The sequence below is a fragment of the Paraglaciecola sp. IT1134 genome (assembly GCF_058068185.1).
The window spans coordinates 3,166,373-3,180,311 of record NZ_CM176486.1 but is presented as its reverse complement, the minus strand read 5'-3'; the positions used below and the strand labels follow the sequence as shown (position 1 = coordinate 3,180,311).

The window sequence follows — 13,939 nt, the reverse complement described above, 5'->3', positions numbered from 1 at the left end:
TGTTGTTGATGGAGATCAATATTGCATTATCCATTGGGGCCTATCTTATTATTTAATTAACAGTTTGGCTGTGTTGGCTGACAGGTATAAAAAATGGTGAATATGATGATTAACCGGGCTAAGGCGAATCTCTATGTAGCATTATGCTGTGTTATTTTCTTGCTTAGTGGTTGTGCTAATTCGCGAGGACAAAATGAGTCAAGTGGCATGATCATCGGCGGCATTTTGGGGGGCGTGCTGGGCCATGGGGTAGGCGGCGGCCACGGACAGACAGCTGCCACTATAATAGGCAGCCTGATTGGCACCTCTATTGGCGGTAATGTAGGACGGGTTATGGATCAGAATGATCGCATCAAAGTTGCTCATTCGCTGGAGAATGTGCGTACTGGTGTCGAATCCAGTTGGCGCAATCCGGATTCTGGATATCAATACCGGGTGGTTCCTACCCGCACTTACCAAGAAAACGCCTTACCTTGCCGAGAGTATCAAGTTGATGCAACTTTGGGGGGAAACGTTGAAAAAATATATGGTACCGCTTGTCGCCAGGCAGACGGTAGTTGGAAGGTGAAAAGTTAGTTTTGGATCTCCCGGCAGGGGGGCAGTCTGATTTAAGCCTTAGTGCCGCTTTTGACCGCGCTGGCCAAATAAAGGAGCAGGTGTGCAGCTAATTAAGTCGATATGAATATTTTGATGATGACTAATACCTATTTGCCCCATGTTGGGGGAGTAGCGCGTTCGGTGGAGGGCTTTAGCCGCTACTACCGATACTTTGGTCACAAAGTGCTTATTGTCGCGCCCGAATACTCCCAAACCCCGGTCAACGAGCAAGGGGTTATACGTATACCCGCCATTCAACGATTTAATGGTGGTGATTTTTCCGTGGCCCTACCTGTACCCTATTTTTTAGGAGAAAAAATCAACCAGTTTGAGCCGGATATTGTGCATTCACATCATCCGTTTTTGGTCGGATCCACCGCGCTACTGGTGGCCAGTACCCAAAACGTTCCCCTGGTTTTTACCCACCATACTATGTACGAACAATATACCCATTATGTGCCCGGGGATTCGCAAACATTAAAACGATTTGCGATTAAGTTAGCCTCAAGCTACGCCAATAAGTGTGATCAAGTGTTTGCTCCCAGTGACAGTATTGCGCAAATTCTCGCTGCCAGAGACGTACTTTCCCCCATAGCAGTCGCACCCACAGGTGTCGATCTCAATGCCTTTGCCCCGGGTAGTGGTCAAGGTTTCAGGAACGTGCTGGGCATACCCGATGACGCCTTTGTGGTGGGACATTTGGGGCGCCTGGCCCCGGAAAAAAACCTGCAGTATTTAACGCAAGCGGTATCGGCCTTTATGCTAACCGAACCCACAGCGCATTTTTTGGTCGTAGGTAAGGGCAATTCAGACGTGATGCTTAAACAGACTTTCGCCACTCTCGGTTTAACTGATCGTCTGCACATGGGCGGCTGTATTGAACATCCTTTGTTGTCTAGCGCTTATCAGGCAATGGATGTATTTGCTTTTAGTTCACACAGCGAAACACAAGGTATGGTATTGATAGAAGCTATGGCGTTGTCGGTTCCCGTCATCGCCCTGGATGCGCCGGGTGTGCGGGAGGTGGTCAATCAGCACAATGGCCTGTTATTGCCCGCCCAGGCCAGCTGTGATGAGTTTGCTGGTGCGTTGCGCTGGTTTATTGCATTGGACAAAAACCAGCGGTTAAAACTCGGTCAGGGTGCTCGCGTCACAGCACAGACCTGTTCACTGGATTTGTGTGCAAAAAAAACACTTGAATACTATCAACAGCTGTTAGGTCATGGGTATATCCATCGACCACGTGAACGTCAAATCTGGAAGGATTTTGGACATGTAATTAAGGCCGAGTGGCGTATTTTAAAAGCTTTCACCCAAGCTGCCGTGCATGCCATTAGCCGAGATGTTGGTGATAAAAATGCATGAATTGGCGCAAATTCTTAAGGAAAGTAGTATGTCTGCATTCTACTGACTGATTAATACGACTGTTTGCTGTTCGGTATACCAAAAACCTGTGCGTTGCGTTACTCAATGAATAGGTTGATCTGCATCAATACGTTCCCCTAACGCTGGAATCAAAGTTAAGCCAGCAGTGCATTTTTAAACGTTTTTTATCGAAACAGAATGCATCAAGCGTTAAGGCGCACCTACACTTAATCAATTAATGCGAGGATTTGGCAATGACGACTAATAAAATAGAAAGCCAGGAATGGCCACATTATTTCAATGGTTTATCAAAATTTGTCGAAGGTAATAAGGTAGAAATCGATATATTGGGGCGTGACATTGGTGCCCAAGTAGAAGTAAAGGCCGTGGCCTTAAAAGGGTTGAGCTATGATCAAAAAGATAAGGTATTTACGGTGATGACTAATGAGTTTGAACATATCATCCATGAGCCACAAGAAATCTATGTGGATTATAGAAATGATGAGCTTAAGAGTATTAAGATAACGGCTCGGGACGGTAATGTGCATTTAGTCCTGATATCGCCTAAAGGCGACGCTGAAAAAGGCTGATTGGCTCTAAAAAAAGCCTGCAGACTACTTGACTGGCTTGCCTATCTATTTGTCACCCGTTGTTATCAAGTTATATTGACTGGCGCCCGGGCAACGGTATCGTGCACCTTTGCTCGGCAACTGCTGCTCGGCAGGCGCTCACTGTTCACGTAGCGCCTCTTTTAAAATACCTTTGATGGACATATTGGCCAGCGGCTGAAAGCTCAATTGCCTACCTATATAGTTCGCCTGGTTATCGGGATCCGATACCCAGTCAGTAGTGACAATCTTGTAGTGTTTATCTGGCTTTGGACTAATGTCATTGGCATAGACAAAATCACCGCTCAGATTAGCCCATTGTGTTGATTGGTGCTGGTTGGCCCGAGACAGGATCTGCTCTAAAGTCTTGCCGTCCACTGAGACAACAACTAGTTGGTTTTCAAAACGCATAAACTCATTAAAACGATACAGGGCCAATGGCCCCTGTGGCAGACCTGAGCCAAAGGATGAATGATTGAATAAGGCAACATCTGCGGCGGTTTTATCGCGCATTATGTGTAAGGTCCAATCCACCGCTTCGTTCAAGGTCATGGCTGTGGGCACGGTGCCGACACTAACCAAGTCTTGTGCGCTGAGACTCTTGGCTCGCGTAGTTGCTACCTGTTCGGCAAAAGACTTAAGCCCCGCCTGAGCAAAGTCGGTTACCAGGGTTTCCACCGTTAACTGAGGCTCTGGTTGTGTCAGTAGCACAGTGGTGATCACCATGCGCAGGCCTTTAAACGCGCTATGCAGATAAGGTATGCCATCAATTTCTGTTTGCAAATTAAGATGATCATGGGCCCCAAGTATATATAAGGGTTGTATAGGCTGAGGGACCAAAAATGCCAACATGGCTTTATCTGCCAATAGGCCAGCATGGGACAGCAACACGTTGTAGTCCGCACCTTGGGCCAATACCCCATAATGATCCCTTAACCACTCTACAGGCGAAGGAATGGTCAGACCTTGTCGTATGGCCGCCGGAAAAGTGCGGACATGGTCAGTATCGACTCCAATAAAACGTAAACTGTGTTGCTCGATTTGAATATCGGTATAAGCGGGCAGCGGGGCGGCGAGCTGGCTGCTGGCAAAGGTGCCAATGACTTTTATGCCTAGGGCGGTGGCCTGTTGAATAAAGTGGTTCATGGGTAAAATGTCAAAATCGTGATTGCCTATATTGAAAATCACGTCTCCCCGTTTCACCAGTTGTGCTAACAAGGCCATGTCCAGTTTACCTTTGGATTTTTGCGCAACTATGCTGCCGCCTTCAAAAAAATCACCATTGATGACAAAGATGGATCGACTGCCATTACTGGCCCTGGTTTTGGAGTCTATCGTGGCCAGTAAAATGGGGTAAGCATCATAAGCAGAATGCATGTCGGCCATATTAAATATCAACACCGATGGAATAGGAGCTAGGTCGGCTGACTTAACCGTTGCAATAGTGCATCCTGGCAACTGTAAAACACAGATGAAAACTAAAAAGAGCAGGCTTTTATGCATTGGGAATGATATCCACGTAATTAAAAACGGTTGTGACTCAGAGGCTCACCGCCCATTGGTGCTGACAAATAGCACTAGTTTTTTGATGTCGGTGGGTATTCACTGCTATCAGATTGATTGTCCGTCGATTGTGGGTCGACGTAGATGGCCACCGCCCTGAGTAGCTTGTTGGTGACGGGAATACTCAGGCCTAAACCTATGCCGACATTGCGACCCTGAACACCTGAGCCCGTGCCAAGTGCGCCAGTGACTTCGTCTTCACTGGTAGTCAGTAATACACCATTGGCCCCCAGCGCCGCGGCTTCTTTTTTGAGCCTATCAATTGCCACTTCTTGCATGCTATCGTCGCTAAAGGCAAGGGCATTCTTGCTACTGGCTTTGATAAAGGCAATTTGCTCGTATTGGGCAGGCTTTTGCAGGTAGATCTGCACCTCACTGGCCTCTATGGGGGGGCGTTTGACACCAACAATTTCTCGGGAAGAGGTTGAGCAGGCACTAATAAAGATCACCAGTACGATAATGGCTAAAGGGTATAATTTCATTTTAGTTACTCCAGTATGGGTAAAATATTTCGCAGTAGTTCTGAGTTTATATTGCTGAGTATATAACCTAGGAAATCAGCATAGCCGCAGCGAAACCAACAAACAAGCGTAAAAAAACAGCTGTATAACCATCAATATGGGCGAGGAAATTTATGGGATCACTTATGCTGAGTAAGAAAATATAGTTTGTTATATGGCCTAGGTGAGTAAAATTCGGTTTCACAACTAAAAGGAATAACAATGGAAATGACAACTTGGCTGTCGTTAGTAGTCGTTTGTATTATGGGGGCATTGTCACCTGGTCCAAGTCTGGCGGTTATTTTACGCCTGTCTTTGACCCAGTCAGCCATGCATGGGGCTATTGCGGCTTTGACCCATGGCTTTGGCGTGGGGCTTTGGGCACTATTGACTATGCAGGGTTTAGCCGTAGTGATGACGGTCTATCCAGCAATATTTAACGTTATTTCAATTGCCGGGGGTCTGTATTTGGCATGGATTGGCATTAATGCTATCCGTAACGCAGGTAAAAACAGCTTACACGAGTCCAAACAACCAGACATGTCTTTAGGCCAAGCTGCTCGGGATGGTTTGATGATTTCGTTATTAAACCCCAAACTGGCGTTGTTTTTTCTTGCCTTATTTAGCCAGTTTATCCATTCGGATATGAATTTGACGACTCAAACCCTGCTGTGGGCAACGGTGATGTTGATCGATAGTGGATGGTACCTGCTAGTCGCTTTGTTGCTCGCTGGTGGCCCCGCATTAAGCTGGCTTAGGCGGCATATCAAATGGGTAGACAGGCTGATGGGCACACTATTGATTGGCCTAGGTTTGCGGGTGGTGATAGGTTGAAGGGCAGCAGGGTTGTAACAACATTTTATAATAAAATGGTGTTACGGGGCGTAAATCCTGGTGCATGTTTGTTTATCGAAAGAAATTGAGCAAATATTGGTCTGAGTTTGAGTGTATTAGTCTGACAGGGTGGAGTGGCTTAGTGTTGTCGTTATTTTATCGGTGGTGGCGCATCCATCCACTCTGGGGTAAGGGGGGTTTGTGCAGCACAAAAACTGTGCATCTTGCACCATAGATGCAGTGTAATATTGCCTATCAGTAGTGAGTATTAACAGGAGTTGAGCTCCTGAATGCCACGCCGGGGTACCAAGCCACACTCGTTATCAGCTATGCAAAATCACCAATAACCATCGCTTCGTGTATACCAAGTGATAGTTTGTCACTGTCCATCTCACAAATCATATTTTTAGGTAATTTGCGGATGTATATTTGATCCAGGACCAATTTCCAGCGTAAGATTAATTACCCCAATGATTGATGTGAGGCTCACACACATCAGTTAATCCTGTCAAAACGCCTAATACAACAGTTGCGCTAGCGTAGAGTTGAAATACATACTAGCTTAACGAATGACACTCTGGCCGAAAAGGAAAGTATCGAATATGCAAAACACTCATACAACTTGGATTGATTACGTGGCCCGTTGTGGCTACGCCGCCAAAACCGTAGTGTATATATCTCTAGGCATTCTGACATTGCTTGCAGCCATGTCTTATGAAAGTACCGAAAACTTGTCACAAAAAGACGTTTTTCACGAAATATTGGCAAAGCCTTTTGGGCAAGTGTTACTGGCATTGGTTAGCCTAGGGTTATTTAGTTACGCCTTGTGGCGGCTAATCCAGGCGATTAAAAATACCGAGCATTTGGATAATAGCAAAGCAAAGGACGTGTTGATGCGTGTATTTTTTGTATTTTCGGCTCTGACTTACGCGGGGGCAGGGTGGCTGGCTGTTCGGGTGTTAATTGGGAACTCGAGCAGGTCCAGCGAACAAGACAACAGTGAAACCTTGGCAGCACAATTAATGGGATACACCTTAGGTGTGTGGTTGGTGGGGATTGTCGGGTTATTAATTCTTACCTTTGCTTTTGTTCAGTTCAAACACGCCCATAAAAGTGATTTTATGCAAAAATTTGAACGCCAGCGTATGAGCACCAAAGAATTAGCAGCCAGCCGCTGGGCCGGGCGCATGGGGTATGCTGCCCGCGGCATACTCTATGTATTTGTTGGTGGTTTTTTCATTCAAGCCGCTTATAAACACGACCCCGACGAAGCGGGTGGATTAAAAGAAGCAATGGGTGAGATCCTAAATCAACCCTTTGGCCAATGGCTGTTGGGTATTATGGCCGTGGGCCTGATGTTATTTGGCCTGTTCTGTGCGTTTGAGTCGTTGTACCGACAAACTGAAGTGAAATCCTGAAAAGGGGGCTAACAAATAAGGTGAAGGAGGCCTCACAAATAGGTTGTTGTAAAGGCGCGTACCTTGGTATCTGCCGGATCGACTAATACTGCTGGTGTCTTAGTCAGCATACCTACGACCACAATCAAAAACACAAAATATGAGGCTCCAAGTATCGAAACACGACAACCGAGTCTTACCCCTTTGGCCGTGGCAATATTCTGCAGAGAGAGCTATCGGTTGCGGGTTTTGCTAAGCTGTCTATCTCAACCTCACCTTATTATTTGAAACATTCACCACGGGGATAAGTATGTCAGAATTTGAATCTATTATTAGCTCCAGTTCTTACTTTGTTGGCTGGGGAACCTTGGCGCTTATCAATGCTGGTTTAGCCCAGGCCAAAGGACGAAGCGGCTTGATCTGGTTTTTACTTTCCCTGTTTTTTGGGCCCTTTGCGACTTTGCTGATCGTGGTTTTGGAAAGTAACCAACCTCGTCATTTTTAATGGTTAGTTAAGGCTCAAATTAGTGGAAAAAAACACGCCAGCTGCGGCACTAATATTAGGTGTTTTTCTATGTGCTGGCCTCTCAGTATTGGAGTACCAGCTCGCAGATGCCGCCATAACCTATAAGCAATATGAGCGCAGCGTAACGGTAAAAGGTTTGTCTGAACGGGAATTCCCAGCGGATATTGTTATTTAGCCAATTCAATTTACCTTGGCAGGTAAAGATCTTGAAAGTTTATACGAGTCAATTGAACAAAGTAGCGCCCTGATCAGCGAATTTCTGCTACAACGGGGGGGAAATAGCGAAGAAGTGAGTTTTGCCTCGCCATCCATCAACGACAAGTCTGCCCAGCAATACAGTACTAATGCTAAAGTTGAATTTCGTTATGCGGCGCTGCAAACAGTAACGGTATATTCCACTAATATTGCCTTGGTTAGAAAGGTAATGGGGGAGCTGTCATAACTAGGTAAAAAGGGCATCGTACTTAACCGTGACAACTATCAGGCCGAAATTGAATATATTTTCACTCGTTTAAATGCTGCCTAACCCCAAATGCTCGAAGAAGCGACTCGTAAAGCTCGGGAAGTGGCTGAAAAATTTGCCTCAGATCCACAAAGCGCTCTGGGTAAAATTAAACGCGCATCCCAAGGCCAGTTTAGTGTCCGCGCCAGGGATGAAAATAATCCGCATATCAAGAAGTTGCGGGTAGTTTCCACTGTGGAATATTATTTATCGGATTGAATGCAAGCGGATGTTACTCCACAACATATGCCTGGAATGTTTGTTTCTGTGTTACTAAGCGAAACGCTGATTTAGATATTGAATGATGTCGGACGATTCATACATCCATTTAATCTCATCATCTTGTTCGATACGCAAACAAGGCACTTTTATAGCGCCGCCACCGGCAAGCAGGGTTTGTCTATGGGGTGAACCTTCACTGGCACTGCGGGTTTCCATGGGCAGGTTTAAGCGATGCAGTGCCCGGCGGGTCTTAATGCAAAACGGGCAAGCATAAAACTGATATAACGACATACCGGCCATATCCGTTTCCACTTTCGCTTGAGCCTCGCTACTGCGTTTTAATTTTTTTGGGCGGCTGACAAGGTCGAGAAACACGATTAAATAACCAAGGGCTTGGCGAATAAATTTAACTAGATACTTCATTAAGTAGACTCATGGATCGATGGGGAAGGTAGTTGGCTATTATAAGCAAAAGTCTGCACAAAGTGTTTTAATTTAGCGGCTCAAGGTGAATTTTTAGTTTTGATTGGGTATCGCCACTGGAGGTTGACTGACACTAGCCAAGTGAAATCCGTACTGAACTAACCAGGTAAGGCCTTCAGTTAGGGTTTCAACTATCCGGATCTCTTTTTTCTTCAAGTTGTTTCCCAGGTATTTTTTTAGGGTGAATTTCTTTAATTCGGCATGTTCAGTGCCAATGACAAACACAAGATGACTCCTGCCTGCTTTTTTAGCCCAAATTTCCATTTCTATTAAAATGTCATCAATATCGACAGCGCTCAATTCCCACTGTTGTGCATCAATTAAATTGGCCCAGGGTTCACCCGCTAGGGTGTGCACCTGGATTTTTATTTGCTTAAAAATGCGCCGGGTATCGGCAATGTTGATGCTGCCGGACATGCTGGTAATAAGAATATTGCCATCCAGGTTGCTGGTGTAAGTGCTTTGCCTTTTCATGCTTTGCAAGAATAAATAATATTCTCGTTATCTCCGTTACCCAAGGCCAATATCAGCTATGAAATTACGCCACGTTCTTTAATAAAATATTACTCCAAAGATAAGATAAAAAGGGCTTAATTTCTATTAGTAATTAGTCGCAGGTAAAGAGCCGGAGAAAAGAGGATCGCCAGTTTGATCTGACGACTAAGAATACCAGCCCTTTAACCGTTAAAAAGGCTGGTTTAACTGAAATGACTACACGGTTCTGGTGGCGATAGCGGGGGCAATATTAGCGGCTCTTTTGGCCGGCCCAAATACGGCTACCTGTCCCACAACCCACAGGATCAACATGCCGATGGGGATATAATACCAGGCAATAGGATCCAGGCTAAAGGTGTGCACAAGTACCATGTTTAGGCCAATGGTTAATATCGCACCCAGTGTTACCCCTATGCTGCTAATCAAGAAATTTTCCAGCATAAAATACCTCACTATCGCCCCTTGGCTGGCACCTAAGGCCCGGCGGGTACCAATTTGTTTTTTACGTCTGTTAACACTAAAACTAGCCAAACCCACTATCCCCAGACCTGTGACTATGGTGAGGATCACCATTACCGTGCTAAGGATTTTGATCATGGCGGTATTCCCGCGATAAGCCCGTTCGCGTGCCTCTTCTATGCTCTGCATACTTTTAATGATCCGGCCTTTGTTGCTATTGGCCAGACGTTCTTCAATATCGACCATCAGTGCGTCCCGTCGACCGGGTTGGGTGCGAATAAAGTAACGACTGGACTTAGCATTCATACGCTCTGGAGATAACATGACGTTTTCAACATTATCCCAACCCACCCAGGGGGCTTGCAATTGGTCGATAATGCCGCTTATCACCATAGGCTCTATGTCGTTAATATATACGGTTTTGCCCAAGGCCAATTGCCAACCTTCATCGGGAAACAGTTTTTCAGCCATCGCCTGGGTGATGATAATTTTATCAGGCCAAGAAGTTTGCCCGGTCTCACGCAGCGCAATATCCGTAGGGTTAAAGTTTTCGCCCGCTATTATTTTTACATCAAGCGCATTCACACCATGTTCGTCGACCATGTATACCGCTGTACCTACACCATCGTATTCTGCGCCAGCCTGGGTTTGCAGGCCCATTGACCAGCCACTACCACTTAAGGGGATAGCGTTGATCTGAATGGCATCAACCACTCCAGGCAAGTTGCGTAACATGGCCAAATCTTCCTGTACTGTGACTTGTGAATTAAAGTCTGAGGCAAAGCCCAGGCTTGATAAATAAAAACTGTTGGCTTCATCTATGCCGCTTACCCGTTGCATTTGTTGATTGCGTTCAACAATGATAAATACGGAGTTCACTATTATGGTCATGGTGACCGCTATCTGAATAGCGATCAGCACAGCACCGACTTTGTTGCGTATCATGGCGCGAAATATCGGACCGATTTCCCAATTTGTGGATAATTTTGTCGACATCAGCTTGCTCCTTATTGGCTTTTTAATTGGCTGGCAGGGGCGATGTTGCATGCGCGCCAGGTTGGGTATAATCCGGCAGCTATGCTGGATATCAGCGCCAATGCCAGCGCGAGAAACACCATAGAGGCATCGAGCGCCGCCAGGTTATCGACAAAATCGCCGTACAGGCTCTTGATCCCTTGTAAACCGACGACCGCCAAGCCTAAACCAAATATGCCTCCGGACAAGCCAATACAGCCCGTTTCGATTAGATGCTGGATAAACAAATCTTTTTTGGCGGCGCCTACAGCGCGACGTAAGCCAATTTCTGCGGCTTTGCCGCTAAACTTGGCTAATAACAAACCTATGGTATTGAGCAGGCAAACCAGTAAAAACATAAAGGATAACCACATCATGATCTGTGCGTCATCGGCCACCACGTCCTGATCTTCCATCCACTGCATAACATCAGACAAGCGGTTATTCATCGGGCGTGGGAAACGTCCCAGGTTTTTTTGATCCCTGACATAATTATCCAAAAAAGCTAAATAGTCCGTCTTGGCATTTTGTGTTGGCAACTCAACCCACATTTGAAAATTGATGCATTCAGATTGTAGAAATGCCGCAAATCCTTCACCGTCAGGGGTCTTCCAGCAATTAGTATTGCCCCAGTTCGGTAGTTCCAGCTCCTGTTTTAAATAAAATGGCATGTAAACATCTTCTGGCTTATCGAAGGCGCCATTATTGACATCGTAAAATTTGGGAACGGGTTGCCAGTTGTCTAGTACCCCCACTACGCGGAAATTTTTGCCAGCCATCACCAGGCTTTTGCCCACTGAGTTATCACCGCCAAAAACTTTATCATTGATGTCTTTGCTTAATACCACAACCAATTCCCGCTTTTTATCCGTTTGGGCATCCCAAGCGCTGCCATACAAAAAGGGTGTATCAAACATTGGGAAAAAGTCGGCAAAAGCTAAACGAATAGAGGCTTCAAAAGGTTTGGCGTCACCTCCCATGGGTTGAATAATGCCACCGGATTTTGCCATGGCGGTTTGACGCTTAGCCTTGTGAGCGGTCATCAAATTAGTGGCGTCAGTCCAGGTTAATTGGTTTGGGGGGGTATCCACTTCATCGTCAAATCCTTCATTGGGATCCCAGCTGTCTACCTGCACATAAAACAGCTCACTGCTCTTGTTAGGTATTGGATCGGCAGACATCAAATAATTGACGGTTATAGTGGTCATACTGGCACCAATGCCCAGCGCTATTGCCGCTACCATCAACGCGGTGAGTATGGGGTTGCGCTTAAAGCTTTTAAACGCGAGTTTCACATAGTAGGTAAACATTATGCAGCTCCTTAGGCACTGGCTTCGACAAGATTTAGTTTGGCACCTAAGCCATTTTCTTTGATCTCACTGACTTTGCCGTCACGCACATAGATATTACGTCTGGCTTGCTGCGCTAAATTGGCGTCGTGGGTCACCATGATGATAGTGGTGCCCCGGGCATTAATTTCTTGCATCAGCTCCATCACGCTATGTGCCATCTTGGTGTCCAAATTACCTGTTGGTTCATCCGCCAAAAGGAATCGTGGTTCCCCAGCTAACGCCCGAGCTATAGCGACTCGCTGCTGTTGACCACCGGATAACTGAGCGGGCAGGTGTTTTAAACGCTGAGCTAAACCGACCATTTCCAAACTTTGCTCAATACGTCTTTTGCGCTCTGGGGCGTTAAATCCCCGATAACGTAAGGGAACGTCGACATTATCGAACAGGTTCAAGTCTGGGATCAGGTTAAAACTTTGAAAAATAAAACCTATTTTTTCGTTTCTGAGACGACTGCGGGTTTTGTCATTTAGGTTGCTGACATCCTGGCCGTCCAATTCAAACTTGCCGCCGTCAAACGTTTCAAGTAAACCGGCGATATTTAAAAAGGTAGTTTTACCTGAGCCTGAAGGGCCGGACACAGCGACAAAGTCTCCTTCCTCTACATGTAAGTTAAAGTCACGCAGGGCGTGGGTTTCAATCAGATCGGTGCGAAAAACTTTTTTTATATCTGTCATGTTTAGCATGGTTTGTTTCCCTGTATTTAGCGGTTTTGAAGTAAATGGGTTATTGGGTGATCATCACATTTTCGGCGCCGTTAAACTGGTCAGTGCCAGAGACAATAATGGTCTCGCCTGCATTTAGGCCATCTAACACTTCGACACTGGATAAACTGCGGGCACCTGTGACTATGTTGGTACGTTGGGCCATGCCATCTTTCACTACATAAGCAATTCGCCCGTTACCACTTTCTAAAAATTGTCCTCGTTGTACCAACAATACATTGGCTTTATTTTCCATCAATATGCGGGTGGTTAAACGCTGATTTTGGCGCAGCCCCTGGGGAGCGTACAGAGGATCGCCATTTTCGTCTTGGGTGGCAAAACGCACTCGGCCGGTCACCTGATTATTCTCAATTTCAGGTGAAATAGTGACCAGCTTTGCTAAGTGCGTTTCGCCATTAAGGGATACCAGGGCTTGCATATTAATTGCCAGATCGTCGGCGTAGCTTTCCGGGATAGCTACCTCCAGTTCAAATTCAGATAGGTCAACCACACTTAAAATCGACTGATTTTTAGCCACCTGATTTTTTTGCTGTACCGCCAAATTTCCTACTATGCCATTTACCGGAGAGCGCATCTCCAGTTCATCTACTTTGCGAATAAGCTCACTAACCAGCAATTCTTGTCTTTGTACCAGTAGTTGTTTACTTTGGATTTCAAAGGCCAGACTTTCTTTATTCAGATCGGCATCTTGCACTGAATGTTGATAAACCAATTTGGCATTTTCTAGATCGTCCTGAGCTTTTTCAAAATCAATTTGGCTGATTGAGCGACTGGTAAAGGCTTTGTCGGCCCGGCGTTTTTCTCGGTCGGCGGCAGTTAAAGAAACATGCGCCAGGTCTACTGCTTTTTGGTCCTCTAGTGCTTGTTTTTTAGAAATAATGCGTTGGCGATCCAATTCCATCTGGAGCTTCTGCGAGGCGGATTGTTCTTGTTGCAATTGGTTGGTGAGTTCCGGGCTGTCGACCACGGCTAATATTTGCCCTTGGCTGACTGTATCTCCCGCGTCTACTTGAAAACTGATGGTACCTTGGGACGGACTGTATAGCCGCGGACTGATGGCCGCCACCACTCGCCCCTGAATGGATAAGTCACGAATGAAATCCCCTTTGCTTACCTGGGCTAATCGCAAGCGCGCTGCTGAAATACTGGTATCGGAATGTGACCAATTACTTAAAAGCGGAGCGACAGCTGCATAGCCGCCGATGCTAAGGAGTGATAGGGCCGCTAGTACCCAGTAAATTTTGTGTTTAGCTTTTTGTGTGACCACTACGTCTTGACCGCTAGTATCGGCGATTCTCAT

The 13,939-nt window shown here is 46.0% G+C and carries 14 protein-coding genes and 1 pseudogene; 7 read left to right on the top strand and 8 right to left on the bottom strand.

Annotation, left to right across the window (positions count from 1 at the left end):
• Positions 1-93 precede the first annotated feature (93 nt).
• The 3 genes from AC3RV5_RS13820 (at position 94) to AC3RV5_RS13810 (ending at position 2,552) form a co-directional block, all read left to right on the top strand.
• The gene (locus AC3RV5_RS13820) at positions 94-576 is read left to right on the top strand and encodes an RT0821/Lpp0805 family surface protein (RefSeq protein WP_489728210.1); all 483 of its coding nucleotides are present in this window, start codon (positions 94-96) and stop codon (positions 574-576) included.
• A 114-nt stretch (positions 577-690) separates the two neighbouring features.
• Positions 691-1,962, top strand: a complete 1,272-nt coding sequence (locus AC3RV5_RS13815) for a glycosyltransferase (RefSeq protein WP_489728209.1) — start codon at positions 691-693, stop codon at positions 1,960-1,962.
• A gap of 254 nt (positions 1,963-2,216) precedes the next feature.
• Positions 2,217-2,552: a DUF5335 family protein gene (locus AC3RV5_RS13810; RefSeq protein WP_489728208.1), complete on the top strand. Its 336-nt coding sequence runs from the start codon at positions 2,217-2,219 to the stop codon at positions 2,550-2,552.
• Positions 2,553-2,690: 138 nt separating this feature from the next.
• Here the strand turns inward: AC3RV5_RS13810 and AC3RV5_RS13805 are convergent, their stop codons facing one another.
• Together AC3RV5_RS13805 and AC3RV5_RS13800 are read right to left on the bottom strand one after the other, a co-directional pair.
• Complete coding sequence (locus AC3RV5_RS13805) at positions 2,691-4,073, bottom strand: metallophosphoesterase (protein ID WP_489728207.1); 1,383 nt, start codon at positions 4,071-4,073, stop codon at positions 2,691-2,693.
• Positions 4,074-4,147: 74 nt separating this feature from the next.
• Positions 4,148-4,615 (bottom strand): DUF4156 domain-containing protein, encoded by a 468-nt coding sequence (locus AC3RV5_RS13800; RefSeq protein WP_489728206.1) that lies wholly within the window; start codon positions 4,613-4,615, stop codon positions 4,148-4,150.
• A gap of 240 nt (positions 4,616-4,855) precedes the next feature.
• Here AC3RV5_RS13800 and AC3RV5_RS13795 point away from each other — a divergent pair, with 240 nt between their 5' ends.
• From AC3RV5_RS13795 to AC3RV5_RS13780, 4 genes and pseudogenes are all read left to right on the top strand, one after another.
• Positions 4,856-5,467: a LysE family translocator gene (locus AC3RV5_RS13795; protein ID WP_489728205.1), complete on the top strand. Its 612-nt coding sequence runs from the start codon at positions 4,856-4,858 to the stop codon at positions 5,465-5,467.
• Between the two features lie 602 nt (positions 5,468-6,069).
• Positions 6,070-6,885, top strand: coding sequence for a DUF1206 domain-containing protein (locus AC3RV5_RS13790; protein ID WP_489728204.1), 816 nt, complete (start codon positions 6,070-6,072; stop codon positions 6,883-6,885).
• A 289-nt stretch (positions 6,886-7,174) separates the two neighbouring features.
• The gene (locus AC3RV5_RS13785; protein WP_489728203.1) at positions 7,175-7,369 is read left to right on the top strand and encodes an antitermination protein NusB; all 195 of its coding nucleotides are present in this window, start codon (positions 7,175-7,177) and stop codon (positions 7,367-7,369) included.
• Positions 7,370-7,391: 22 nt separating this feature from the next.
• A pseudogene (locus AC3RV5_RS13780) lies at positions 7,392-8,111 on the top strand (SIMPL domain-containing protein).
• A gap of 54 nt (positions 8,112-8,165) precedes the next feature.
• On the opposite strand, the gene AC3RV5_RS13775 reads toward AC3RV5_RS13780, so the two are convergent.
• The 6 genes from AC3RV5_RS13775 to AC3RV5_RS13750 form a co-directional block, all read right to left on the bottom strand.
• The gene (locus AC3RV5_RS13775; protein ID WP_489728202.1) at positions 8,166-8,537 is read right to left on the bottom strand and encodes a glutathione S-transferase N-terminal domain-containing protein; all 372 of its coding nucleotides are present in this window, start codon (positions 8,535-8,537) and stop codon (positions 8,166-8,168) included.
• A 93-nt stretch (positions 8,538-8,630) separates the two neighbouring features.
• A complete protein-coding gene (locus AC3RV5_RS13770) occupies positions 8,631-9,071 on the bottom strand; it encodes a hypothetical protein (protein ID WP_489728201.1) in 441 nt (146 codons plus the stop codon).
• A gap of 237 nt (positions 9,072-9,308) precedes the next feature.
• The gene (locus tag AC3RV5_RS13765) at positions 9,309-10,547 is read right to left on the bottom strand and encodes an ABC transporter permease (RefSeq protein WP_489728200.1); all 1,239 of its coding nucleotides are present in this window, start codon (positions 10,545-10,547) and stop codon (positions 9,309-9,311) included.
• Between the two features lie 11 nt (positions 10,548-10,558).
• Positions 10,559-11,875: an ABC transporter permease gene (locus AC3RV5_RS13760; protein ID WP_489728199.1), complete on the bottom strand. Its 1,317-nt coding sequence runs from the start codon at positions 11,873-11,875 to the stop codon at positions 10,559-10,561.
• An 11-nt stretch (positions 11,876-11,886) separates the two neighbouring features.
• Positions 11,887-12,600, bottom strand: coding sequence for an ABC transporter ATP-binding protein (locus AC3RV5_RS13755; RefSeq protein WP_489728198.1), 714 nt, complete (start codon positions 12,598-12,600; stop codon positions 11,887-11,889).
• A 40-nt stretch (positions 12,601-12,640) separates the two neighbouring features.
• Entirely contained in the window at positions 12,641-13,939 is a 1,299-nt protein-coding gene (locus AC3RV5_RS13750; protein WP_489728197.1) for an efflux RND transporter periplasmic adaptor subunit, read from the bottom strand.

Excerpts from the sequence above, each read along its gene's own strand:
- AC3RV5_RS13785 (WP_489728203.1), top strand. The coding sequence starts at position 7,175 with ATGTCAGAATTTGAATCTATTATTAGCTCCAGTTCTTACTTTGTTGGC.
- AC3RV5_RS13750 (WP_489728197.1), bottom strand. The coding sequence starts at position 13,939 with ATGAGAATCGCCGATACTAGCGGTCAAGACGTAGTGGTCACACAAAAA.
- AC3RV5_RS13815 (WP_489728209.1), top strand. The coding sequence starts at position 691 with ATGATGACTAATACCTATTTGCCCCATGTTGGGGGAGTAGCGCGTTCG.
- AC3RV5_RS13770 (WP_489728201.1), bottom strand. The coding sequence starts at position 9,071 with ATGAAAAGGCAAAGCACTTACACCAGCAACCTGGATGGCAATATTCTT.
- AC3RV5_RS13800 (WP_489728206.1), bottom strand. The coding sequence starts at position 4,615 with ATGAAATTATACCCTTTAGCCATTATCGTACTGGTGATCTTTATTAGT.
- AC3RV5_RS13795 (WP_489728205.1), top strand. The coding sequence starts at position 4,856 with ATGGAAATGACAACTTGGCTGTCGTTAGTAGTCGTTTGTATTATGGGG.
- AC3RV5_RS13820 (WP_489728210.1), top strand. The coding sequence starts at position 94 with ATGGTGAATATGATGATTAACCGGGCTAAGGCGAATCTCTATGTAGCA.
- AC3RV5_RS13760 (WP_489728199.1), bottom strand. The coding sequence starts at position 11,875 with ATGTTTACCTACTATGTGAAACTCGCGTTTAAAAGCTTTAAGCGCAAC.
- AC3RV5_RS13805 (WP_489728207.1), bottom strand. The coding sequence starts at position 4,073 with ATGCATAAAAGCCTGCTCTTTTTAGTTTTCATCTGTGTTTTACAGTTG.
- AC3RV5_RS13775 (WP_489728202.1), bottom strand. The coding sequence starts at position 8,537 with ATGAAGTATCTAGTTAAATTTATTCGCCAAGCCCTTGGTTATTTAATC.
- AC3RV5_RS13765 (WP_489728200.1), bottom strand. The coding sequence starts at position 10,547 with ATGTCGACAAAATTATCCACAAATTGGGAAATCGGTCCGATATTTCGC.
- AC3RV5_RS13810 (WP_489728208.1), top strand. The coding sequence starts at position 2,217 with ATGACGACTAATAAAATAGAAAGCCAGGAATGGCCACATTATTTCAAT.
- AC3RV5_RS13790 (WP_489728204.1), top strand. The coding sequence starts at position 6,070 with ATGCAAAACACTCATACAACTTGGATTGATTACGTGGCCCGTTGTGGC.
- AC3RV5_RS13755 (WP_489728198.1), bottom strand. The coding sequence starts at position 12,600 with ATGCTAAACATGACAGATATAAAAAAAGTTTTTCGCACCGATCTGATT.